This is a genomic window from Streptomyces glomeratus (genome assembly GCF_021462825.1).
Lineage (GTDB): Bacteria > Actinomycetota > Actinomycetes > Streptomycetales > Streptomycetaceae > Streptomyces > Streptomyces glomeratus.
In genome coordinates, this window is record NZ_JAKEEB010000015.1 from 48,072 (window position 1) to 69,255 (window position 21,184).

Annotated in this window: 21 protein-coding genes, 1 pseudogene and 1 riboswitch; of the genes and pseudogenes, 9 read left to right on the forward strand and 13 right to left on the reverse strand. The window is 70.3% G+C overall.

The window, feature by feature from the left end; all coding sequences use genetic code 11:
• Positions 1-56 precede the first annotated feature (56 nt).
• The 5 genes from LZ604_RS19275 to LZ604_RS19295 all read right to left on the reverse strand — a co-directional run bounded on the left by LZ604_RS19275 (position 57) and on the right by LZ604_RS19295 (position 4,588).
• On the reverse strand, positions 57-1,112 hold the full coding sequence (locus tag LZ604_RS19275) for a hypothetical protein (protein ID WP_234516732.1): 1,056 nt from the start codon (positions 1,110-1,112) through the stop codon (positions 57-59).
• 333 nt (positions 1,113-1,445) lie between these two features.
• Positions 1,446-2,513 (reverse strand): medium chain dehydrogenase/reductase family protein, encoded by a 1,068-nt coding sequence (locus tag LZ604_RS19280; protein ID WP_234516625.1) that lies wholly within the window; start codon positions 2,511-2,513, stop codon positions 1,446-1,448.
• Between the two features lie 214 nt (positions 2,514-2,727).
• Positions 2,728-3,141: an SRPBCC family protein gene (locus LZ604_RS19285; RefSeq protein ID WP_234516626.1), complete on the reverse strand. Its 414-nt coding sequence runs from the start codon at positions 3,139-3,141 to the stop codon at positions 2,728-2,730.
• Between the two features lie 123 nt (positions 3,142-3,264).
• The gene (locus LZ604_RS19290; RefSeq protein WP_234516627.1) at positions 3,265-4,059 is read right to left on the reverse strand and encodes a polysaccharide deacetylase family protein; all 795 of its coding nucleotides are present in this window, start codon (positions 4,057-4,059) and stop codon (positions 3,265-3,267) included.
• A 184-nt stretch (positions 4,060-4,243) separates the two neighbouring features.
• Positions 4,244-4,588 carry a cupin domain-containing protein gene (locus LZ604_RS19295; protein ID WP_234516628.1) on the reverse strand — a complete coding sequence of 115 codons (345 nt, stop codon included), beginning with the start codon at positions 4,586-4,588 and terminating at the stop codon, positions 4,244-4,246.
• Positions 4,589-4,916: 328 nt separating this feature from the next.
• Between LZ604_RS19295 and LZ604_RS19300 the strand changes: the two genes are divergently transcribed.
• The 3 genes from LZ604_RS19300 (at position 4,917) to LZ604_RS19310 (ending at position 8,099) form a co-directional block, all read left to right on the forward strand.
• The gene (locus LZ604_RS19300) at positions 4,917-5,765 is read left to right on the forward strand and encodes a polysaccharide deacetylase family protein (protein WP_234516629.1); all 849 of its coding nucleotides are present in this window, start codon (positions 4,917-4,919) and stop codon (positions 5,763-5,765) included.
• A gap of 139 nt (positions 5,766-5,904) precedes the next feature.
• Positions 5,905-6,594: a hypothetical protein gene (locus tag LZ604_RS19305; RefSeq protein WP_234516630.1), complete on the forward strand. Its 690-nt coding sequence runs from the start codon at positions 5,905-5,907 to the stop codon at positions 6,592-6,594.
• Entirely contained in the window at positions 6,591-8,099 is a 1,509-nt protein-coding gene (locus LZ604_RS19310; protein ID WP_234516631.1) for a class I SAM-dependent methyltransferase, read from the forward strand. Before LZ604_RS19305 ends, LZ604_RS19310 begins: the two co-directional genes overlap by 4 nt.
• A 448-nt stretch (positions 8,100-8,547) precedes the next feature.
• Here the strand turns inward: LZ604_RS19310 and LZ604_RS19315 are convergent, their stop codons facing one another.
• Positions 8,548-9,495 (reverse strand): ArsR/SmtB family transcription factor, encoded by a 948-nt coding sequence (locus tag LZ604_RS19315; RefSeq protein ID WP_234516632.1) that lies wholly within the window; start codon positions 9,493-9,495, stop codon positions 8,548-8,550.
• A gap of 271 nt (positions 9,496-9,766) precedes the next feature.
• Between LZ604_RS19315 and LZ604_RS19320 the strand changes: the two genes are divergently transcribed.
• Complete coding sequence (locus LZ604_RS19320; RefSeq protein WP_234516633.1) at positions 9,767-10,114, forward strand: DUF1330 domain-containing protein; 348 nt, start codon at positions 9,767-9,769, stop codon at positions 10,112-10,114.
• A gap of 133 nt (positions 10,115-10,247) precedes the next feature.
• On the opposite strand, the gene LZ604_RS19325 is transcribed toward LZ604_RS19320, so the two are convergent.
• The 4 genes and pseudogenes from LZ604_RS19325 to LZ604_RS19340 all read right to left on the reverse strand — a co-directional run bounded on the left by LZ604_RS19325 (position 10,248) and on the right by LZ604_RS19340 (position 13,182).
• Positions 10,248-11,240 (reverse strand): phospholipase D-like domain-containing protein, encoded by a 993-nt coding sequence (locus LZ604_RS19325; protein ID WP_234516634.1) that lies wholly within the window; start codon positions 11,238-11,240, stop codon positions 10,248-10,250.
• Between the two features lie 294 nt (positions 11,241-11,534).
• Positions 11,535-11,684: pseudogene (locus tag LZ604_RS36285) on the reverse strand (lipase); the annotation flags it as partial.
• Between the two features lie 238 nt (positions 11,685-11,922).
• On the reverse strand, positions 11,923-12,492 hold the full coding sequence (locus LZ604_RS19335) for a TetR/AcrR family transcriptional regulator (RefSeq protein WP_234516635.1): 570 nt from the start codon (positions 12,490-12,492) through the stop codon (positions 11,923-11,925).
• 51 nt (positions 12,493-12,543) lie between these two features.
• The gene (locus LZ604_RS19340) at positions 12,544-13,182 is read right to left on the reverse strand and encodes a TetR/AcrR family transcriptional regulator (RefSeq protein ID WP_234516636.1); all 639 of its coding nucleotides are present in this window, start codon (positions 13,180-13,182) and stop codon (positions 12,544-12,546) included.
• Positions 13,183-13,244: 62 nt separating this feature from the next.
• Here LZ604_RS19340 and LZ604_RS19345 point away from each other — a divergent pair, with 62 nt between their 5' ends.
• Together LZ604_RS19345 and LZ604_RS19350 are read left to right on the forward strand one after the other, a co-directional pair.
• Positions 13,245-14,222 carry a hypothetical protein gene (locus LZ604_RS19345; protein WP_234516637.1) on the forward strand — a complete coding sequence of 326 codons (978 nt, stop codon included), beginning with the start codon at positions 13,245-13,247 and terminating at the stop codon, positions 14,220-14,222.
• A 77-nt stretch (positions 14,223-14,299) separates the two neighbouring features.
• The gene (locus tag LZ604_RS19350; RefSeq protein WP_234516638.1) at positions 14,300-15,097 is read left to right on the forward strand and encodes an inositol monophosphatase family protein; all 798 of its coding nucleotides are present in this window, start codon (positions 14,300-14,302) and stop codon (positions 15,095-15,097) included.
• On the opposite strand, the gene LZ604_RS19355 is transcribed toward LZ604_RS19350, so the two are convergent.
• Both LZ604_RS19355 and LZ604_RS19360 read right to left on the reverse strand, forming a co-directional pair.
• Positions 15,094-15,711, reverse strand: coding sequence for a SigE family RNA polymerase sigma factor (locus LZ604_RS19355; RefSeq protein ID WP_234516639.1), 618 nt, complete (start codon positions 15,709-15,711; stop codon positions 15,094-15,096). The genes LZ604_RS19350 and LZ604_RS19355 overlap by 4 nt on opposite strands.
• A 148-nt stretch (positions 15,712-15,859) precedes the next feature.
• On the reverse strand, positions 15,860-16,051 hold the full coding sequence (locus LZ604_RS19360) for a hypothetical protein (protein WP_234516640.1): 192 nt from the start codon (positions 16,049-16,051) through the stop codon (positions 15,860-15,862).
• A gap of 289 nt (positions 16,052-16,340) precedes the next feature.
• Between LZ604_RS19360 and LZ604_RS19365 the strand changes: the two genes are divergently transcribed.
• From LZ604_RS19365 to LZ604_RS19375, 3 genes are all read left to right on the forward strand, one after another.
• Entirely contained in the window at positions 16,341-17,636 is a 1,296-nt protein-coding gene (locus LZ604_RS19365; RefSeq protein WP_234516641.1) for a KAP family P-loop NTPase fold protein, read from the forward strand.
• Positions 17,633-19,462 (forward strand): Hsp70 family protein, encoded by a 1,830-nt coding sequence (locus tag LZ604_RS19370; protein ID WP_234516642.1) that lies wholly within the window; start codon positions 17,633-17,635, stop codon positions 19,460-19,462. Before LZ604_RS19365 ends, LZ604_RS19370 begins: the two co-directional genes overlap by 4 nt.
• A 165-nt stretch (positions 19,463-19,627) precedes the next feature.
• A riboswitch (cobalamin riboswitch) is annotated at positions 19,628-19,777 on the forward strand.
• A gap of 61 nt (positions 19,778-19,838) precedes the next feature.
• Positions 19,839-20,270, forward strand: a complete 432-nt coding sequence (locus LZ604_RS19375; protein WP_234516643.1) for a (2Fe-2S) ferredoxin domain-containing protein — start codon at positions 19,839-19,841, stop codon at positions 20,268-20,270.
• Positions 20,271-20,391: 121 nt separating this feature from the next.
• On the opposite strand, the gene LZ604_RS19380 is transcribed toward LZ604_RS19375, so the two are convergent.
• Positions 20,392-21,171: an SDR family NAD(P)-dependent oxidoreductase gene (locus LZ604_RS19380; protein ID WP_234516644.1), complete on the reverse strand. Its 780-nt coding sequence runs from the start codon at positions 21,169-21,171 to the stop codon at positions 20,392-20,394.
• Positions 21,172-21,184 lie beyond the last annotated feature (13 nt).

Below are 21,184 nucleotides of genomic sequence, written 5' to 3' on the forward strand. Positions count from 1 at the left end.
CCCGCTGTGGGGCGGCGGCGGCCGCGGCCGTGCACCGGCAGGTGGGGGAAAGCCGGTCAGGCTCCCGCGATACCGGAGGCGTTGCGGCGGCGCAGCATGTAGACGCCCGCTCCCAGGCCGCCGAGCAGCAGGATCGATCCTGCGGCCAGGCCACTGGTGCTGGTGGTGCCGGCCAGGCCACCGCCGCCGGCGTGGATGCCGCCGCTGGGTCCCTGGGCGGCTGCTCCCTGCTCGCCGCGGGCGTTGGCGGAGTTGCCGCCCCAGGCGCCGGCGCCGCCCTGGCCCTGGTGGGCCTGGCCCTCGCCGCCCTGGGCGCCGGCGGCACCCTGGCCCTGGTGGCCCTGGTGGCCCTGGGCGCCGCCGCCCTGCTCGTCGCCACCCTGCGCGTCGCCGCCCTGGGCCGCGCCACCCTGGGCGCCGCCACCTTGCTCGTCGCCACCCTGCGCGTCGCCGCCCTGGGCGCCGCCACCCTGCTCGTCGCCGCCCTGGGCCTCGCCGCCCTGCTCGTCGCCGCCCTGGGCCTCGCCGCCCTGCTCGTCGCCGCCCTGCTCGACGTGCGACTGGCCGCCCTGGTGGTGGCCCCTGGCCAGCGCCAGAGCGCCGCCGCCGGCCTGCACGCCGCCGGTGGGCGTCTGACCGGCGCCCCCGCCCTGGGCGCTGCCGGAGTGGCCGCCCCAGGCGCCGGCGCCGCCCTGGGCCTCACCGCCCTGCGCCTCCTCGCCCTGGGCATCCTCGCCCTGGGCACCCCCGCCGTGCGACCACTGGCCGTGTGCGCCGCCCTGGGCGCCGCCGCCCTGCGACCACTGGCCGTGTGCTCCGCCCTGGGCGCCGCCGCCCTGCTCGCCGTGCGACTGGCCGCCGTGGTGGTCCTCGGTCAGAACGAGGGCGCCGCCACCGGCCTGCACGCCGCCGCTGGGCGTCTGACCGAAACGGCCCTGCTGCTGGTTATCGAAGCGGCTGTCGCCTCGGGGGTCCTGTTTGTCAATGCCGTAGGAAGTGCCGCGGTCCGCAACCCGAGCCCCGGCCAGCGACAGGGCGTGCGCGGCGGGAGCGGAAAGCGCGACGGCCGCGGCAACGGCCGCGGAGGCGAACATGGTCCGGGTCACTCGCATCAGAGATAGTCCTTTCGCCGCCGCCGCGAAGGCCGGCACCACGCCGGCACAGCGGGACCGCAGCGGCAACGTGATCACCCTCAACCCGACCCCCGCCCGACACCACTGCACGACACGGCAAGGGCGCCAGACCGTACTCCCTCCGGGTGTCTCCAGACTGAAAAGTAACCCGGTCGGCCCCGCCCCGATCAGCACGCCGATCAACCTCCGCCCGCCCGATGCCGGCACCGGCAGAACGTCTGCCGGCATCGATCCGCCGAAGTTCCCGGCACGATGACGGGACATCAGCTTCCTCCGGCCTCGTCGCCGGTCCTCTGGGTACGGTCGGTCTCCTCAGCGCCCGGTGCCTGCGGGGCCCTGAGCCGCTCCCGTACCCGGGACGATGACGACCTTGCCGACGACCTGGCCGGATTCGGCATGCCGAAGTGCGGCGGCGGCCTGCTCGAGCGGGTAGACCCGGTCGATCCGCGCGGTGATGGTTCCCGCACGGAGGAGTGCGAAGACCTGGGTGAGGTCGTCGCGCAGCCGGGCGCGGTACTGCTCGGGGCGGCGGGCCTTGCCGGCCCACAGGTTGAAGAAGTGGGCGCATCGGCGGTTGGGCAGAAGGTTCCACAGGGCAAGCCGTGCGACGAGCTTGAGGACGGTGAGGGTGCCGTTGCCGGCCTGGTCGCGGGTCGAGGCACTGCCGTAGGACACGAGCGTGCCGCCGGGGGCGAGCATGCGCCAGGAATCCCTGATGCCCTTGCCGCCGACGTGGTCGAAGACGGCTGCCACGCCGTGCGGGGCGAGCTCGCGGACGCGGGCGGGGACGTCGCCGCGGTAGTCGACCGGGACGGCGCCCAGAGCGCGGACCGCTTCCTGGTTTCGGGCGGAGGCGGTGCCGATCACGTGGATACCGCTCGCGCGGGCCAGTTGCACCAGCACGCTGCCCACACCTCCGTTGGCGCCGTGGACGACGATGGTGTCGCCGGGCTTCACCTTCGCCGTGTGGTGCAGCATGCGCCAGGCAGTGGCACCGTTGGTGACCAGGGTCTCGGCATCGGCTGCGGTCACACCGTCGGGGACGGGCACGAGATCGGCGGTGTCGAGCAGGACGTGATCGGCCCAGCCACCGGTCTTGGTCAGGGCAGCGACCCGCTGTCCGGCCACCGGCCGGGTTTCGCCCCCCACCGGCGCTCCCACTGCTTCGACGGTGCCGACGAGGTCGTAGCCGGGGACGAAGGGGAAGGCGGGCATGTCGTAGTACTTGCCGCGCCGCATCTGCTGTTCGGCGAAGGTGACCCCGCTGGCTTCCACACGGACGAGGGCCTGGCCGGGCCCCGGCTCGGGCAGCTGTCGCACGCGGACCTGAAGGGACTCGGGCTCGCCGACGGAGGGAAGGACCATCTCGGTGGCCTGCATGGTTGCTCCTTGCGACTAGAGAGTGGTTGGTCACTCACTCAGCAGGTAGAGGAATGCTGCACGTGATCGCCCTCACGGGCCTCCGTGAGTGACTGCCGCCGGCATCCCGGCTCCATGAGTAATTAACCACTCACACCTTGGTCTGTCAACCGACCTCCTGTAAATGGAGCCCGGAAGCCGGTCGCAGCAGGGGTGACGGCGTGACCGCGATGTCTCAGCCGGCCGCGTTCTCGGTGCGCAGCCTCACCAGCTCCTCCAGGCGCCGGAGGCTGTGGTCGAGGGCTTCCGTCACGGGACGCTCGCCGGGGTCATGGCGAGTGTCGAAGAACGACAGGTGCACGGTCACCTCGCTGGCCCCGCTGCCGATGCCGGCGACCTGGAGCCAGCCGGCGTAGGAGCCCTCGTCACGGGTGCCCCACTCGATCCGTAGCTGCTCCGGCCGGGCGCTGAGCAGCGCGGCCATGTCCTGCTCGGCGTGATCGTCGTGCACGGTCACGGCAGGCGGGTCCTCGGCACGTACGTGCAGCGCGTCAGGTAGCCAGCCGCTCAGCTGGTCGACGTTGGCGGCCTGGTCGAAGACGTGCTCGGGCAGGGCCGGCATGGTGCGTGAGCGCTCGTACTCGGTCATCGGGTACCTCCTCGCCTCGGCGGCGTACACATGTGCACGGGTGCCCGTTTTGCGGCCCTTGAAGTTCACGTGGCGCCCTTCGACGTGCGTGCACAGGCCCATTCCCTGCCGGTAGCGACAGGTTCAGCGCACCGGGAAGCCGAAGGAGTACCCCTGCTGCTTCAGCCACGGCAGGACCTCGCGGAGGGCGGCGACGGTCTGGGAGCGGTCCCCGCCCGCGTCGTGGAAGAGGACGGTCGGGCCGTTGGATATCTCCCTCTTGACGGTGGCGATCACGGCGGCCGTGCCGGGGCGCTCGAAGTCCTTGGAGTCGACGTTCCAGCCCAGCGGCCGCATCCCCTGGGAGGCGGCGAGCCGACGGCTGTACGGGGTGAAAGCACCACCCGGGGCCCGGTAGTACAGCGGCCGGACACCCCCGGACGCCTCGGTGATCATGCGTTCGGCGTCCAGGATCTCCTGTGACTGGTAGGCCTGGGACTTGGCGGCCATGGTGGTGTCGTGCGACACCGTGTGATCGCACAGCCGATGCCCGGCCGCCACCACCGCCTTGACCAGGTCCGGGTGGCTGCGGGCCTGCGTTCCCACCATGCAGAACGTGGCCTTCACGCCGTTCTCCCGCAGCACCCGCAGCACCTGGGGCGTCCAGACGGGGTCGGGTCCGTCGTCGATGGTGATGTTGACCCCCCGGGCCCCCCGGTCCGAGGCGTGGGCGATGTCCGCCGCGACCGGCACCCCGCCTCGGGCCTGGGAATGCGCGCCCGGCGCCGGGGAGTGCGCCGAGGCGTCCGCTCGGGCGTGCCGCTCCTCGACAGGACCGGCCTGCGCGGTCCACACCGACGTGGCGGCGGCCACCGCCGTCACCCCGACCGCCGCCGCGAGCACCCGGCCGTGCCATCCCCGTCCTCCGCGCACCACCATGTCAGCCCCGCTCCTTGCCATCTCCGTGGGTTACGTGCACCCGTCAGGACGGAGGAAGACGGCCGGAGGATGCGTCCGTTACCGATCACGGACAATTCCGCGGGGATCCGGCGACAGAGGGGTTCCGAAGGGCCACAGGACGACGGGCCGAGCGCGTCGGTGGGGCGTGGTGAAGTCCCGCTGCTCAGAGGCTGATTGCGTACGCCTTGCGCAGCGTCTGGCGCACGGTCCACGTCGTACGGTCGCCCTCGCGCAGCACCGCCATGTCGCCCGGCCCGACGTGCAGCGTGGGACCTCCCTCGACCTCTATCGTCGCGGAGCCGCTGATCACCACGAACAGCTCGTCGGCTTCGGTGTCGGTCACGACGCCGGGTGTGATCTGCCAGATGCCCCGCACCTGTCGTCCGTCCTCCGATTCCCAGACCACCTTGCCGGTCACCTCGGGCGTGCCGGACACGATCTGCGCCGGGTCGAGCGGCTCCGGTTCGAGCTCTGCGTCGGGGATGCGGACTACGAAGCTGTGGGTCATGGCGTGACCCTAGCGGGACCCTCAGCGGCCCATCCGCCGACACTTTGTCGGCTGCCGGCCGGGATCACAGGACACATCGCCTGGCATCGAGCGGCAGGTCGCCCGACTTCGAGCAGCACGAGCAGCAGGGCAAGCAGTTCGCGAGGGCGGTGCACCGGCAGAGCAAATGATCCACAAGGGATCATTGGCGATCTCTTGCCCGCCCCTTGCCGGTCGCGGCCCATCCCCGCCGTACGGTTGCCCAGGCGGGTGACGATCCCCGCCGATCGGCCCTTCTTACCAGGTGGGGGAGTGGATGACACCCAGGCGCCGGACGTTGCTGGCTGCCATGGCGACAAGCGTGCTCGCCGGCTGCTCGGGCCCGAGAAAGAGCACGTCCGGCGACACCGTCTCCGGGTCCGGCTCACCCACCGACCCCAAGGCGACCGCGGCGGGCGCCCCCACCTCCCGTCCGTCACCGACGGCGTCTTCGGTCACCCGCGCGGAGATCGTCGCCCGCTACGGCCACGCCATACCCCGTACCTGGGGCTTCGATGCGCCGGGAGTGGTGCACGCGCTTCCGGGCGGCAAACGCGTGATCGCATTGACCTTCGACGCCTGCGGAGGCCCCGGCGGCAGTGGCTACGACCGGGCGCTGATCGACTTCCTCCGCGAGCGGAGGATACCGGCGACCCTCTTCCTCAACTCCCGCTGGATCGACGCCAACCCGTCCGCCTTCCACCGGCTGGCCGCCGACCCGCTGTTCGAGATCGCGAACCACGGCACCCGGCACCGACCGCTGTCGGTGACCGGGCGCTCCGCCTACGGCATTCCCGGCACCCGCAGCGCCGCCGAGGTGTACGACGAGATCGCCGGCAACCGGGCCAAGCTCACCGGGCTGCTGGGCGCCCCGCCACGCTTCTTCCGCTCCGGTACCGCGTACTGCGACGACATCGCGGCACGGATCGTGACCGACCTCGAGGAGCGATTCGTCAGCTTCTCCGTCAACGGCGACGGGGGCGCGACCTTCACCCCGGAACAGGTCCGAACCGCCGTGGCCTCCGCCCGCGACGGATCCATCGTCCTGTGCCACATGAACCACCCCCGCGGCGGCACCGCCCGCGGAATCGCCGCCGCCGTTCCCCGCCTGCTGGCCGGCGGCCACACCTTCGTCCGCCTCTCGGACGCGCTGCCATAAGGGGCTCAGCATGGCCTGGACATGACCGAACGTGGCGCGCGAGTTCCCGGGCGGCTCCGGGTGAAGAGGGCTATCGTGCTCAACGGGGGCGTGGCGAGAGCCCGCTGAGGTTCCTGGTGCTCGACGCTACGGGGGGCGAATGTACGTACTGTCCATGGCGGCGCTGCTCGAAGAGGCCGCGGCGGACGTCCGCAACCAGACCGGGAACATCCGGGCCCTTGACGAGCTGCTGCAGCCGGAGAACCTGCTGCGGCTGAGGGAGTTCGCACGGGCGTACTGCTTCCTGGCCTTCCACAGTCGCGACACCGAGGTCGCCGACTACGTGCGCGCGGGCACGCTGGCCGACGACAGCGGTCCCGAGGTGCTGGTGCTGTTCGCGCTGGACGAACCCGCCCCCGTCGCGGTGCCCTTGGGGGCCGGCTCACTGCGCTCCTGGGTGGATCTGGACGTCGGCGTTCATCCCTCGTACCGGATGGTCCGGGCCCTGTTCGACGGGCGGCCGACGCCACCGCTGCCGGGGCTGGTCGTCCTGGACGATCTGGCCGAGGAGTGCGAGGCGCTGTACCTGCCCCTCGGTGATCTGGACAGCGAACGCGCGGTACGGCAGCGCCTGCGCCGGGTGCTGGCGCTGATCGACCATGTCAGCGGCACGGCCAAACCGGGCAAGTACCTCGATGACCTGGGTCTGGAGCTGTACCGGCAGGGGGTCGAGCACATACGGACGGATCGGATCTCGGCGCGGGAGTGGTTACTGCGGGCGTTCGACACCACGCGCGCCAACCTCGGTGACATCGTCACCACCATCGGCCTGACGGGACTGACCTCTTGAGCGGGCCCACGCTGGTCACGTCCCCCGCGCCGGGCGCCGGACCGCTGCTGGAGATCATCGACACACTCCTCACCGAGGCGATGCTCGCCGGGCAGCAGGCAGCGGCCATGCAGTTCCGTCGGATGTCCCCGCCGTCCGTGGCATATCAGCGCCGCCGAAACCGCGTCCTGCTGACGCTGACCGTCCCGGCCGAGGAAGAGATCGGGCTGCGTTTCGCGGCGGACCTCCCCTTCGTCGTCTCCGGACCCGCCGCGCACGCCGGTGCCCCGTTCGCCGGGTACACCACACGGTGGCCGCAGCACACGCCGAGCCGGTGGGTCAGTGAGCTGTTCGTCCGCTGGCAGATCTCCGGCCCCGGCGAGGAGGGGGAGGAGGACCGGGAGCAGGCCGAGGGGCGGCGGGTGGCGCTCATCGACCGGCTCCTGCGCGCGGCGTTGTGGCACTGCGTCAGCACCGACGCGCAGGACGCCGTACCGGCCGCGGTACGCCTCATCGTCGAGCTGGCCGCCACCGGACAGGTGGCGGACGTGTCCGCGGCCGGCGATGCCGTGGCGCTGCTGCTGCGTGCGGCAGGGGAGGACACGGTCTCCGCCGGTGCCCTGGCACGCGTGTTCACCGGTGAGGCGCTGCCCGCTTCGCCCGAGCAGTGGGTGAGTGGTCCCCTCGACTGGCCGGAAGAACCGGTGCACGTCCTCAGCAGGCCCGCGCAGCGGGCGCTGAACTGGCTGTTGACCTACCTGCACACACGGCTCGACCAGGTCCGAGCCGCCCACGACTTCGACTCCTGGGCCACGGCGCTGGCCGGGGTCACCTGCGCCGGCATCGCCTGCCTGAGCGGACTGCGGCACGCGGTGGACCGGCTGCCGCTCGGATTGAGGACCGTGCGCGCGCAGTTCGAGGAGTTGCACGCGGACTTCCCGACGCTGTGGACCGCACTGGAACTCGCCGGCATGGCCGAGGCAGTGGACTACACGCGTCGGCTGGCGGAGGGGTTCCGTCGACGCGGAGACACCGACGGGAGCCGGTTCGCCCGTGAACGGGCTTTGCTCCCACAGTCGTTGACGAACGCCCCACAGGTGCCGCAGGAGTGGCTGCGCCCGAGCTGGCGCACGGTCACCGCGCTGGTCGACCCCTGGCCCATGCTGCGCCGGGTGGACGACCCGGCCGCCTACCGGACGACTCCGACCAGCGAGAAGGAGGTGTGGGCCCACCTCGCGCGCGGTCCCCGCAGACCGGATCTGCGGGCCCTGACCGAGACGCTCGACCGCTATCCATGGCTGGACTTCGCGCACGGGCTGCGCGCGGAGACCTACGCGGCCGAAGGTGACGTCGAGTCCGCGCTGTCCGCACTGGTGCCCGCACTGGTACTGGCGCCCGAACAGGCCGCCGGCTGGCACCTCCTGGGCCGCCTGCTCGACCGGCAGGGCCACACCGCCGCCGCGGGGGCCGCCCTGCGGACCTGCCGGACCGTCGAACGGATGCAGGACCAGCTGCACGAAGCGTGAGGCACCGCCCCCGGGCCCCGGGGCCGTGGCGCGGCCGATTGAGCACGGCGGTGGTGTACCGGCGGGCGTAGCAACTCGCCCCGCATCGGCTCAGTCGTCCACTGTCTCCGTGGTTCGCGTGGCGCCGGTCGACTGCGAGGACGAGGGCTTCGGCGTTAGTCTCACCGCCCGGTGATCGAACCGGCGCCGCCGAGGCCGCACGCATGCTGCTGAAGTGCATCGACCAGCCGGGACCGCCGCCCCGGTCACTGCTGCTCGGCTGTGCGCTGGTCGTTCGCGCCTCCACCGGCCCGGTGCCGCACGACTGGCAAACCGTCCGCTTCCGTCCCCGCCCGGCCAGGGCTCAGCGCCGACGGGTGATTCGCCCTTGCCGGAACCGCCGACGCGCCACTCGTCACATGAGGTGACATCCAAGGGGCTTGATCAGAGCACTCTGAACGGTCAGCCCCTACGTCCGTGCGCGCGTCCCCTCGTTCAGCAGGGCGACCCCCAGCGGGGTGGGACTGTGGAGCGCCGAGTTGCGGTGCCGCAGGGTCTGAACGAGGCCGGCCGCGCGCAGAGTGGTCGCGTGCTCGCTGGCGCTGGCGGACGCTACGCCGATCAGTGCGGCCAGCTCCTTCGTCGTGCAGCCCGGGTGCGTGGCGATGGCGTTGAGCACCGCGGCCCGGGTGCCGCCCAGCAGGGCCGCGACGGCGTCGGCGGGTTTCGCCGGGCAGGGTTCCCGCACGAGCGCGGTGAGGTGGCGTAGGGGCTGGTCCGGCAAGACGGGGCAGGTGACGGTCGGCTGGGGCACGGCATCGTTGTCGACGATGGTGCGCGTACCCCAGAGAGACGGCACCAGCAGGATCCCCTGTCCCTCGAGGCGCAGGTCGTACTCGACGCCGTTCGCCATCCGGATGTCCAGCACGGGCGGGTTCCACCGCATCCATCGCGGATTCGCCTGAGCGAGCAGATACTCCACGCCTCCATTGAGGAACTGGCGCATGCGCACGGTCCGGTCGGCCGTGAAGTGACCCGTGAGATTCGTCCAGTAGGGCTCGAGCAGGGTGGCGTACAGGCTCGTCAAGCCGCGGTGTATCTGCCGGCGCAGCTCCGTGTCGTCCGCGAGGTGCCGAGCCCATGAGGGGACGGGCTGGTGCTCGGCGATCGCCGCGAGTTCCGCCCGGATGCGGCTGCGGGGCACGGCCTGCACATGTTCCAGGACCTCCTCCGCGGTGCCGGCCACGCTCGGCGCGAGGAAGGTCGGGGACCAGCCGACCGGCGGAATGAGCGACAGGACCATACGGGCAGGAGTGGTCAGCCCCTCGAGGCACCGTCTCCGCCAGGCGTCGAGCCGCACGGGCTGACTGCGGTCCTGCAGCACCCGGGCTGCCAGTTCCAGCTCGGACAGGGGCATGGGAGCTTCGGCAACGCGGGTCCGCGCGAGGTCCTGAGTCGTGAAGTGAATGCGGTAGACCATGATTCCCCCCGGTGCATCCGCAATGATCTTTCCGGAATGCAGTGGTTTGGCCTAGACCGAATCTGGTCGAGTTCCCGGCGCCCGCACCACCTCTGCAAGGACTCGTCAGGGCATCGCGTCCTCTCCCTTACCTGACAGGTCATCGACCCCGGTACGGCCGCATGCCACGATCGTCGGCGTACGGACCCCGACCGACCGGAAGGACACCATGCCCGCCTATGCCGTAGCCCACCTTCAGGAGTCCGCCCCGCACCCGGACATCGCCGAGTACATCGAGCGCGTCACGGGCACCTTCGCGCCGTACGGCGGCCGCTTCCTCGTGCACGCCTCGCAGCACGAGGTGAAGGAGGGCAGCTGGCCCGGGCACGTTGTGGTGATCAGCTTCCCGGGGATCGCCGAGGCGCGAGCCTGGTGGGAGTCCCCGGCGTACCAGGAGATCGCACCGCTGCGCTCACGGCACATCAAGGGCGACATCATCCTGGTCGAAGGGGTTCCGGACGGCTATGACCCGACCGTCACCGCGAAGACGATACGGGAGGCCGTGCCTGCCGAGTAGTTGGCGGAACCACGCGACCCGCCGGCCGCGAAGGAGACCGCGAAGGCGGCGGAATCGACGCCGACGGGCGCCGGCTCCCGATGCCGGCAGCGGTCGAGTGCTGCCGGCATCGGGGCGGGACCGGCGGTCCGGGTCACGCGGGAGTGCCGCCCGCGTAGTCGCTGTTGAAGGTGGTCTCTATGGTGGTGGCCACGGGCTGGGCGACCCCGGTACCCGTGAGGATGAGGCCCAGCTCCCGGTTGTTGTCCAGCGAGTTGCTGCTGATGTTCATGGAGCCCGCCTCCGCCTTCTGGGTGGACAGGCCGTAATCGGCGACCATGGCCTTGGCGTGGATGAAGAAGCCGGCGGGGTCGGAGTATCCGGCGACGGTTCCACCCGCCGCCTTGATCGCGGACACCTGGCTCGCGTAGCTGGAGGGGTTCTCGAGGACCACCCGTACGGCCACGCCCGCTCTCGCCCGCGCCACGATGGCGTCGACGACGGTGCTGTCGCCGAGCTCCAGCTCCTCCACGTCGAGCTTCGCGGTGGCACCGTCGATCAGGGACAGCAGGCGGTTGCGGGAGTCGGTGGGGGACCAGAGCAGATGGTCGCCGTCGGTCGGGGTGACGGAGGTGCCGGTGTAGTCCGCGTTGAAGACCTTCTCGATCGAGGCGACGTCGCGGCTGTCGTCGTCGAACACACCGTAGTCACGGCTCGTCGTGTAGTACTGGGAGGTGAGGTTGCCCGTCATGATCAGCGACTTGACGGCGTCCACCGTGATCGTCTTCTGGTGGGTGTAGACGAACGTGGACGGCGACCACACCACTCCCACGCCCGCGCTCTTCAGGGCGTTGTACGCCGAGCCGTTGGCGCTCCGGTGCTGGCGGTCCAGCACGACCCGCACGGTGACACCCTTGTTCTTCAGGGCTATGAGGTCGCTGACGGCCGTGCTGTCCTCCAGCTCGTAGATGGTCATGTCGAGTGAGGTGGTGGCGGAGTTGATGAAGTCGTAGACGGTGGGCTGGCTGCCGCTCTGGGAGAAGGCGAACGCCGAGTATTCGGCGGCGTTCGCGGGGGCTGCGCCGGCGAGTGTGGCGGCGCCGGCCGCCAGGGCGACACCTGCACGCCCGAGGACCTTCCACAGCATGCGTGACTCCTAGTCAAAGGGGCGCTCACCGGGGCGGTGAGCGCGGGCATGACACCACGCGCGTAGAACGTCGAGGAGGCACGGTGCGGTGAACTTGGCGTGACCGGCAGTTCCGGCGAGCGGACAAAGGGGACCCCGTGCAGGCGGAAGGCGGTGCAAGCGGTTCCCATGCACGGGCAAAGGCTTTGTATCCCCGGCGAAAACCACTTGGCGGGGGTTCGGCGATCTCGACGCCCGGTGAGACCGGTGACCTTCGTTGCCCGAACCCCGGTCCGGTCAGCCGGCGCCGGATCCCGTCGGATGGGCGGCGTTCGGGCCGTGGCTGATGGAACTGCCGTGGTGCAGCCACACCTTGTGCCCTTCGGCAGGGGCCGGCTCGCCGGAGGTGTCGGCGCGCAGGGCGATCAGCTCGGTCGTCCCCGGATGCGGAAGCCGGATCTCGACGAGGGTCTACCGGGGTCTGCCGGCCCCGGCGGACGGTTGCTCGTCGGGGATCTGCAGGTGGGCCCGAGCGGGCAGCCGGTGCGGCGGCAGGCCGTGCGCTGCACGCCCGGGGCACCGTGCAGGAGGTCCGTGGTGACGGGTGTGGCGATCCAGTCGTGCTCGGTGTTCATGGCCTCAGCCCGTGATCCAAGGACGCGGATGGCCCGGACCGCGTCGGCGCCGGTGCCGGCGCGCTGCGTCAGGGTGCGGTCCGGTTCCGCAGCAGGGAGTCCAGAGAGTCGACGATCCAGGACCAGGATTCCTGTGGATCGACGGCGGTGTGGCTGAAGCCTCCGCCCATCTCCAGGCCGATATAGCCGTGGAAGACGCTGCCCAGCATCCGGACCGCGTGCGTCCGGTCCGGCTCTGTCAGGTCGTAGCCGCGCAGGATCGCCCGCGTCATCTGCGCGTGTCTGCCACCGGCACTGGCGGCCGCCGTCTCGGCGTCGAGCCTGAGCTGGGCGGCGGCGTAGCGGCCGGGGTGTTCCCGGGCGTAGTCGCGGTAGGTGTCTGCGAAGGCGGCCAGGGCGTCCTTGCCGGCGCGTCCGGCCAGGGCGGCTGCGACCCGGTCGGCGAGTTCCTCCAGTGCGAACAGGGCGATACGGGTCTTGAGGTCCTGGGAGTTCTTCAGATGTGAGTACAGACTCGCGACCTTGACGTCGAACCGCCGGGCGAGCGCCGAGACGGTCACCCGGTCGAAGCCGACCTCGTCCGCCAGTTCCGCCCCCGCTCGGGTCAGACGTTCCGTGGACAGCCCCGCTCGAACCATCGCTCTCCTCCCGTCGACCGAAGCTTATGCAATTCCCTGAACGCTTTAGGTTCAGGGCTGAGTGTGGAGCCCGGTACACAGCAGGTCGAATGCCCGTAGCGCCGCCGGGGCGACCGTGTCGCGGGCGTGCTCGGGAGCTTCGCCGGACATGATGCGTCGTCGGAGCTCGTGGACGGCTGCCCGGTGCGTTCCGGCGAGGGCCCCGGCCAGGAGCGCGGGCATCGGATGGCCGGGGTCGTCCGGTGTGCCTTCGCTGCTTGGCGGATGCTCGGCCAGGGCGGCCGTCAGGGCGGTCTCGGCGTGTTCGCTGATCTCGCGTTCCCGTGCGCGCAGTGCGGGGCTGTCGAGGATGACCTGCCAGAAGCGGGGTGCGCCGGGGTGAAGGCCGAGCAGGGGGTCGTTCCGTCGGAGGGCGGACAGCAGGTCGTCACGGACCGTCTCCACCGGGCAGGTGCCGGGTGCGCGGTCGCGCACCAAGGCGGCGAGATGGCCCTCGACGTCGGCCTGGCGGTCGAAGAAGAGGTCTTCCTTGGTGGGGAAGTAGTTGAACACTGTGTTGGTGGACACGCCCGCCTGTCGTGCCACTTGGGCGACCGTGACCTGGTCGAAGCCGTGCTCGAGAAACAGCGTCAGTGCCGCATCGGCGATCGCTGTGCGGGTTTGCTGCTTCTTGCTCTCTCGAAGACCCATGGCCCGATGATAGTGTCACTCTAAAATTGTGGTGACACCAAGATTCTTGGGGCGGGACGAGTATGACCTTGACCTTCGGCATCTATCCCGGCGGACTCCTGGGAGACGACCACGGCATCGTCCACCCGGTCAGCCCGGACGTTCCGGACCGCATCATCGAGGCACTCGACCGGCTCCAAGGCGACGGGGCCGCGCTGTCGGTACGCGCCTACCGGTCGTTCTCGGGTACCGAGACGCCGTTGGAGCCCCCCACGCCCGCCGACCCGCAGTCCTACCTCCAGCGCGGCCGCACACTCGACCTGGTGCTGCAGTTCCGTGAGCCGTCCGGCGAACTCGACGGGTGGCTGGAGTTCGTCCGCGAGGCCATCCGGAGCGGCGGACCGCAGCTGGCGTCGATCCAGATCTGCGAAGAACCCAACGCCCGGCTTCCCGTTGTGGACGGCAGCATCCCCAACGTCCGGAACGCGCTCGTCCAAGGGGTCATTGCGGCCAAGCAGGAGGCCCGAGCCCTGGGACACAGCGTGGCGGTCGGCTTCAACGCCGTTCCCACCTTCGATCCGGCCGACACCTTCTGGTCCGAGCTGGGTTCACTGGCCGACGCGCGTTTCCGGCAGAGCCTGGACTACGTCGGCCTGGACTTCTTCCCGGATGTATTCCGGCCCATCGCCGCCGACCGGTTGGCCGAGGCGGTCACCGCGGTCCTCGGGGCCTTCCGCCACACCGACCTGCCGAAGGCCGGAATCCCGGAGAGCGTCGCCATGCGTATCTGCGAGAACGGCTGGCCCACCGGACCGGACCGCACCGAACAGCGGCAGGCCGCAACCCTCGAGAGGGTCATCCGGACCGTGGCCGGTCTCGCCGACGACCTGAACATCGACGGATACTCGCTCTTCGCCCTGAGGGACGCCGACAGCACCGCGGACGGGCTCTTCCATCGCTTCGGTCTCCTGTACGACGACTACACCCCCAAGCCGGCCTTCGAGACCTATCGGCAGCTCATCAGCGAATTGGGCCGCCCGCCGGTCGTCCCGGCACCGTGATGGCGTGGCCTGCGGACCAGGACGGCACCCCGGCGCGCGGCGGCGCGGCAGCACGCCGTACCGATAGTCTGCGAGGCGTGATCGACTCGTACACGTCCCTTGACGACGTCGGTGTGGCCACGGCGGCGGCACGTGCCGGGGCCGAGGTGGTGCGCGAGATGTACGGTCGGCGGCTCTCCCGCATCGACAAGGCTGACGGGGACTTCGCCACCGCCGCCGATGTGGCGGCCGAGAAGTCGATCCTCGAGGTCATCCGTGCCGCTCGGCCCGATGATGCGCTGCTCGGCGAGGAGAGCGGGCGGCAGGGCGCTGCCGGCGCCGAGCGACTGTGGATGGTGGATCCCCTGTGCGGAACGCTGAACTACGCCGCCGGCACCATGCTGGTGGCCGTCAACGTGGCGCTGCGCGACGGAGCGGCGGCGGTGGCCGATCCTTTCAGCGGGGAGGTCTTCTTCACCGACGGTGAGACCGCCTGGGCGCGGCAGGACGGGGCCGATACGCGGCTGGCCCCCACGCCCGCCGACCGGTTGGTGGACGTCAACCTGGACCCGCCCTTCCCGAACGCGCCCGGATTCAGGGCCGTCGACCTGCTGGCCCACCCAGAGTTCGCCGATCGGTTCAAGCCGCGTGTCGGCTCCACGACGCTGGCGTTGGCCTGGGTGGCGGCCGGCAAGCGCGCCGCGTATGTCACGGACGGCCGCGACCTGTCCGGGAGCGTGCACTTCGCCGCGGGCATCGCCGTGTGCAGGGCCGCCGGTTGCGTGGTCACCGGAATCGACGGTGCCCCGCTCGGACGGGACGGCCGGGGGCTGGTCGTCGCCGCCGATGCCGAGACCCACGGGCAGCTGATGGCGATGATCCGCAGCCGAGGCTAGTCTCCCGTGGTCACCGGACGCCGCTGCCCGCTCCCGTCGGTTTGTGCGTCATGAGTCCCGGCGGCCGGCCGCCGGGGCCCTCGACCCGCGGAGGACGCCGAGACACGGTCCGGATCACGGCGCTCCAGCTCCTGACGCAGCCGGGCGAGCGCTCGATGCAGCGTGCTCTTGACGGTTCCGGCCGACATGCCGAGGGCGGCGGCCGTCTCCTCCGTGGACATGTGCTCCCAGTGCCGTAACACCACGACGCTGCGCTGCCTCGGCCCGAGCACCTTCATGGCGTCGATCAGGAGCGTACGTTCGGCGTGCCGGGCGGTGGAGTCCGGGACGGATGCGTCGGGCAGCCGGGCGGTGAGCACCTCTTCCAGCCTCCTGGCCCGCCACCACTCCGTACGGGTGTTGATCATGACGCGGCGCAGGTAGGCGTCCGCTAGCCGCTTGTCGGCTATGCGGTCCCAACGGTGATACGTCCGTGCGAGCGCGGTCTGCAGCAGGTCCTGGGCGTCGAGCGGGTCCGAGACCAGCCGCCGGGCGCTGCGCAGCAGTGCGTCACGGCGCATACGGACGTATTCCTCGAACTCCAAAGGCCGGTCGGGGCACGTGCGGGCACGCATGGGCCGGGTTCCTTTCATGGTGGTGCTGCACGGTGGGCGCGGTGGGCAGAAGCCGTGGTCCGCTCTCGCCCCCGCCGCCCGGAGCGCCCTGGGCGGCGCGGTGGGACGCGGCAGGGGCGTCGGCCAGTGCCGACGACTTCGTCGATCGTCAGCAGCAGCGGTTGCCGGGGTCTGTCTCGATGCCCCCGACGCCGTGGTGACCCCGAGCGAGATCACTCTGCTGTGTGGCGGCCGGAGAGGTGTGGGGCGACCGCTCGACCAGCGTCGGCGCCGTGTTCACCAGTCCGGCGCCCAGCGTCACGGCCGCTGCCGCCAGTGCGAGCCGCTTGCACACGTTCATGATCGGTCTTTCCCTTCGGTGTGATCAGGCGAACCGGCCGGATCGGCTGTTCGCGCCTTCTGACCACGACTTTTCGTGCTGAGGAATTGAATGGGCAGGTTGTTCCGCCACCCTGATCAATGCCGCGGTGGGACGCGGGCCCGGAAAGAGCGGACCGCCTCAGCACGGAATCGGCGCTTAGCACATGCCGTGACCCAGCACGCTGTTTCTTCCCAAACCTTCCCCCAAGTCCGGGACGTCCAGGATGATGGGGCATCGCTTCGGACGGCTCGATGGGGGAGCAGCGCCGGTGGGGGAGCTTCAACTGCTGACGGACAACGCGATCCGCCAGGTATCGGAGGACGATTTCGGGTTCCGCGCGCACGCACGTGTGCTCTGCAACGCGCTGGAAGGAACGGAGGATCTACCGCTCACGGTGGGCATCTTCGGCCCCTGGGGCATGGGCAAGTCCAGTTTCATGAACATCTGCCTCGACCTCCTCCGTGCGCGGAACGTGCCCACGATCTGGTTCAACCCGTGGAAATACGACGAGAAGGACGAGATCTGGCACGCGCTCATCCAGACCGTCCTCACCGAGATAGCCGACGACCTCGAGAAGCGAAGGGCGGCCGGCGAGGAGTCGTGGCGTGAGCGGATGGCCGAGGTGCTGGTCACCGTGCGCCGGCTGAGCAAGGCCGCCGCCTGGCTGCTCGCCCGCCGTACCGCGGCGCCGCTGACCGGGGGCGTGCTCGCGGCCGAGGACGTCGACCGTTTCCAGGAGGCGTTCGCCGCATCGGACGTAGAGGCATACGTCCACGTCAACCACTTCGAGGAGGACTTCAAGGACGTCGTCCACCAGTACACCGACGGTGGGCGCCTGGTCCTCTTCGTCGACGATCTCGACCGGTGCACACCGGACGCGGCCATCACGGTCCTCGACTCGCTGAAGCTGTTTCTGGGCGAGGCGTCATGCGTCTTCGTCCTCGCCATGGACCAGCAGGTCATCACCGAAGCCGCGGGACGCAAACTGGGAGGAGACACACCCGACCTCGTCCGGGGCCGGCAGTACCTGGAAAAGCTGATCCACTTTCCGTACCACCTTCCGGGCGTGCCGTTCGAGCTGCTCTACCGTCAGATGCAGGCGAAGATCCGCCCGGAATCCCTGGCCGGTTCCGGTGAACTCTGGGAATTGATCAAGGTGGCCTTCGGCGCCAATCCGCGACGGGTCCGCAGATTCGTCAACGGCCTGAATCTCACCGCCGCCACACTCGCCCTGCACACCCAACCGTCCACGCGACGCCTGCTGCATGCCGGCATCCTGCTGACACTGCGGATGCTGTATCCGTCGTTCTTCCTCATCCTTCAGGAGGATCCCGGCATCTGGAACCGGTTCGACGAGGCGGAAGCCCGGAAAACGCAGCTCGGTGGACGCGACGAGATCGTCGACGGACAGAATCCAGGTGTGCGGCGACTCCTTGCGGCGGTGTCCGCGCACCGCGAGGGCTTCGACTTCCCGCTGCCGCCGACGGCGGACGAGGTGAGACTGCTCACCGAGGTTCTGACGGTGACGGGCGGACTTCCCTCGGCTCCGGAGGACCACTCATGACCGAGATCGTCTCGGAGCACGAGGCCCGCTACGTCGTCGGGCTGGACATCGGCGACGGCGAGAGCGCCCTGTGCTGGGTGCCGACAGGCCCCGGCCACTTCCGTGACAAGGCACGCATCTTCGAACGGGCCTCGCAGGAGCGGAGCGTCATCACCGCCACGGCACTCGAAAGCCGAGGCGAGGGCGAACCCAACCGGTTCGTGATCGGCGAGGAAGCCTTCCTGTCCAGGGGCTGCAGTCACTTCAACGTCAATTTCAAGACGGCGACCGATCCGAACGACCCTGTCACACCACAGGCGGTGCTGTTCGCGCAGGTACTGCTGGGTGAGTTCTTCGCCGCCCATCCCGACGTACACCGGCATTGCGCGGTGTACGTGGGCCACCCCGCGGGGTGGCCGAGGGAAGCCGTCGACGTCTACCGGAAGCACTTCGGGACGTTGCAGGTGCCCGTGCATCTGATGTCGGAGTCCCAGTCCGCGCTCGTCCATGTGCGGGACCGTCGCGTCGCCGACCCGGCGGCCACCGCACAGGACGCCGACCTGCGGAACGTGCTGATCGTCGATGTCGGGTCGTCCACCACCGACTTCACGTTCGTCTCCGACCTCACACCGCGCAACCTCCCCGTGGGCATGTCCCTGGGCTGCCGCAGGATCGATGAGGAACTCGCCCGACGCGTCCAGGCGGCCTGCGGAGACGACAGCGAGTTCAAAGCGGCACTGGCCGCTCCCGGCGGCAAGGAGATGCTGCGGGTGGTGTGCCGCCGCGCGAAGGAGGCCCAGTTCACGCGTGACAGCGCGGCGGAGACAAACTTCCTCCGCATGCACGCGGGATGCGACGGGACCTTCACCCCCATCATCGAGAAGGGATTCGGCTGGCTGCGCGGTGTCGAGATCCCCGAAGACGTCGTCGCCGCGCCCGGAGGCTGGGCGGACGACTTCCGCGCCGTCCTCGCCGAGGCGAAGCAGCATCTCGGGGAGACACAACCGCAGTTGATCATCACCACGGGCGGCGGTTCCAGGATGCCGGTCGTCCGCGCCGCCTGCGCCGAGGCATTCCCGGAGGCGATCCTGGAGAACGACCCGAAACCGGCCTTCACCGTCGCCCGCGGTCTCGCCAGTGCGGGACGCCATCGCGTCGGGGTGGAACGCTTTCGGCAGGACATCAGGGCACTGAAGGACCAGCCCGTCTTCACCGAGCACATCAAAGACGCCCTTCTCACCGCCTTCGACCACGTCACGAGCGCGCTCCGGCAGCGGTTCGAACAAGAGGTGACGGAGAGTGCCAAGACGGTCGACCTGTTGGACGACCTGATCCACGAGACGGCAGGCCTGGACGACGTGTTCCGCCGGCTGCGGGTGTCCCTCGAGGCGTCCCTGACTCCCGTCGTCCTGGAGATCTGCCGCTCCTACGGGGTCAGGGACGACCAGTTCCCGATCGACTTCACACTGCCGGACATCGTCGGCACCACGATGAAGGCCCGGATTCGCACGGCCTGGCGCACGATGGGCATGTCCCAGCAGGTCCTGTCCGCCGCCGCGGGGGTCGAGGACTTCGGAACCATCCTGCTCCAGGCGGCCCGCACCATCTACAGCATGAAGGGCCTCGGCCCGCTGCTCGCCACCGCGGCGGCTGTGGGCGGAGCGGGGGTCACGGTCATCGGTGCTGCCCAGGGGGTCGACTATCTGGCGCGTCGGCGTCTCCAGAGCGTCCTGGAGACAGCGGAGTTGGAGTCGGCCGAGGTCACCAGGATGGTTGAGGAGGTCGCGGAATCCATCACGGTTCAGATGGATGCAAGGGCCGTGGAGATCGAACGCTTCGTCCTCTGACTCGGCGTCCGTGAGTCCGTGGCGTGGGGAAAGGCCGTGGGCTGCACGGGAGAGACGGCCCCAAACCTGTGGCGACGCCTGCGTGAGCCCGCGTCGGTGGCCATCGCTCCGGAACCCGCCGCCGGGGGCCGATGGTGACGCCGAGTCGTCCCGGATGGGAGGATGGCCGGCGACAAGGCGACGGCGGAACGAGGAAGCCGGTGTGAATCCGGCGCGGTCCCGCCACTGTGATCGGTGAGCGGATCCCGAACAGGCCACTGCCCGTAGGCGGGTGGGAAGGCCGGGACGAGCTTGGACCCGAGAGCCAGGAGACTCCCGCGGTCGCCTCCTCCAGGACAACCGGGGCGGATTTCCCCGAAGAGGACGGTGAAGCGTCATGCGCGTGAGCTCGATCGACGGGACGACTGCCCGACCGCCGGAACACGGGTCGGCCGACCCTGCACCGTGCAGGGTCGTCGTATGCCGGGACTGTTGCTGCGGCAGCCCGAAGGTGGCCGGAGTCGATCACGCGTCGCAGACCGACCGTCTGAGCGCGGTGGTGCCGGTACGCATCTCCACCTGCCTGGATGTCTGCGATCAGGCCAATGTGATGGTCGTTCAGCCCTCCGCCGCCGGGCGCGCCGCCGGCGCCCGACCGGTCTGGTTCGGCCTCGTCAACGACCCGGACGCGACCGAGGACATCGCCGCCTGGGTGCGGGCCGGCGGTCCGGGCGTCGCCCCCCAGCCCGCCATTCTCGATCTCTACGCCTTCGCACCGCCGAGGCGGCGTACCTCGTTCTCACCGGCACGCGGCCGGGGCCCCTCATAGGGAGTGGCAGCCTCGCCGATCGAGCCACGCGGCAGCACCGTCGAGCGGTGTATTCAGCCGTGGTCGGGGCGGCATGCGCCCGGCCGCCTTTGCCGCAAGCGTCAGTGGACCGCCGCAAGCGTCAGTGGACAGAGAACCCGCCGTCGACGAAGATCGACTGGCCGGTGACGTACGCCGATGCCCGGCTCGCCAGGAAGACCGCCGCGCCCGCGAAGTCCTCCGCCAGACCGTTGCGCCCGGCCATGGTTCGGGCGGCGAGCTCCGTCACCTTGGCCGGATCGGCGGACAGCCGGCGGTTCAGCGGTGTCATCACGAAGCCGGGGACGAGCGTGTTGGCGGTGACGCCGTGCGGCGACCACGCTTCCGCCTGTGAGCGGGCCAGCGATTCGAGGCCGCCCTTGGACACGCCGTACACGCCGCTGTGGACGAAGGCCCGGTGCGCCTGTTGTGAGGTGATGTGGATGATCCGCCCGTAACCCCGCTCGGCCATGCCGGGGCCGAAGCGCTGACCGAGGAGGTGGGGCGCCTCGAGGTTCACCGCCATGGTGGCATCCCACACCTCGTCCGTCAGCTCGCCCATCGGCGGACGGAGGTTGATCCCTGCCGAGTTGACCAGGATGTCCGGCTCCCCGTACACCGCCGCGGCCCCCTCGGCCGCCGCCCGTACGCCGTCTCGCGAGCCCAGATCGGCGCTCACCCAGGCCGCCCGGCAGCCGTCGCCCACCAGTTCCTCGACCGTGGCGGCCAGCTCCGTCTCCCGGCGCGCCACGACCACGACCTTCGCTCCGGCATGGGCGAGGGCCCCGGCGATGGCCCGACCGATCCCCGAACTCCCGCCGGTGACAAGTGCGACCCGGCCCTCCAGCGAGAAGAGATCGGTGAGGTAGGACTGCGGCGTCATCTTCACATCCCGG

Excerpts from the sequence above, each read along its gene's own strand:
- LZ604_RS19370 (WP_234516642.1), top strand. The coding sequence starts at position 17,633 with ATGACCGAGATCGTCTCGGAGCACGAGGCCCGCTACGTCGTCGGGCTG.
- LZ604_RS19340 (WP_234516636.1), bottom strand. The coding sequence starts at position 13,182 with ATGGGTCTTCGAGAGAGCAAGAAGCAGCAAACCCGCACAGCGATCGCC.
- LZ604_RS19380 (WP_234516644.1), bottom strand. The coding sequence starts at position 21,171 with ATGACGCCGCAGTCCTACCTCACCGATCTCTTCTCGCTGGAGGGCCGG.
- LZ604_RS19300 (WP_234516629.1), top strand. The coding sequence starts at position 4,917 with ATGGCGACAAGCGTGCTCGCCGGCTGCTCGGGCCCGAGAAAGAGCACG.
- LZ604_RS19280 (WP_234516625.1), bottom strand. The coding sequence starts at position 2,513 with ATGCAGGCCACCGAGATGGTCCTTCCCTCCGTCGGCGAGCCCGAGTCC.
- LZ604_RS19295 (WP_234516628.1), bottom strand. The coding sequence starts at position 4,588 with ATGACCCACAGCTTCGTAGTCCGCATCCCCGACGCAGAGCTCGAACCG.
- LZ604_RS19360 (WP_234516640.1), bottom strand. The coding sequence starts at position 16,051 with ATGAACGTGTGCAAGCGGCTCGCACTGGCGGCAGCGGCCGTGACGCTG.
- LZ604_RS19335 (WP_234516635.1), bottom strand. The coding sequence starts at position 12,492 with ATGGTTCGAGCGGGGCTGTCCACGGAACGTCTGACCCGAGCGGGGGCG.
- LZ604_RS19305 (WP_234516630.1), top strand. The coding sequence starts at position 5,905 with ATGTACGTACTGTCCATGGCGGCGCTGCTCGAAGAGGCCGCGGCGGAC.
- LZ604_RS19355 (WP_234516639.1), bottom strand. The coding sequence starts at position 15,711 with ATGCGTGCCCGCACGTGCCCCGACCGGCCTTTGGAGTTCGAGGAATAC.
- LZ604_RS19320 (WP_234516633.1), top strand. The coding sequence starts at position 9,767 with ATGCCCGCCTATGCCGTAGCCCACCTTCAGGAGTCCGCCCCGCACCCG.
- LZ604_RS19275 (WP_234516732.1), bottom strand. The coding sequence starts at position 1,112 with ATGCGAGTGACCCGGACCATGTTCGCCTCCGCGGCCGTTGCCGCGGCC.
- LZ604_RS19290 (WP_234516627.1), bottom strand. The coding sequence starts at position 4,059 with ATGGTGGTGCGCGGAGGACGGGGATGGCACGGCCGGGTGCTCGCGGCG.
- LZ604_RS19375 (WP_234516643.1), top strand. The coding sequence starts at position 19,839 with ATGCGCGTGAGCTCGATCGACGGGACGACTGCCCGACCGCCGGAACAC.
- LZ604_RS19325 (WP_234516634.1), bottom strand. The coding sequence starts at position 11,240 with ATGCTGTGGAAGGTCCTCGGGCGTGCAGGTGTCGCCCTGGCGGCCGGC.
- LZ604_RS19315 (WP_234516632.1), bottom strand. The coding sequence starts at position 9,495 with ATGCCCCTGTCCGAGCTGGAACTGGCAGCCCGGGTGCTGCAGGACCGC.
- LZ604_RS19345 (WP_234516637.1), top strand. The coding sequence starts at position 13,245 with ATGACCTTGACCTTCGGCATCTATCCCGGCGGACTCCTGGGAGACGAC.
- LZ604_RS19285 (WP_234516626.1), bottom strand. The coding sequence starts at position 3,141 with ATGACCGAGTACGAGCGCTCACGCACCATGCCGGCCCTGCCCGAGCAC.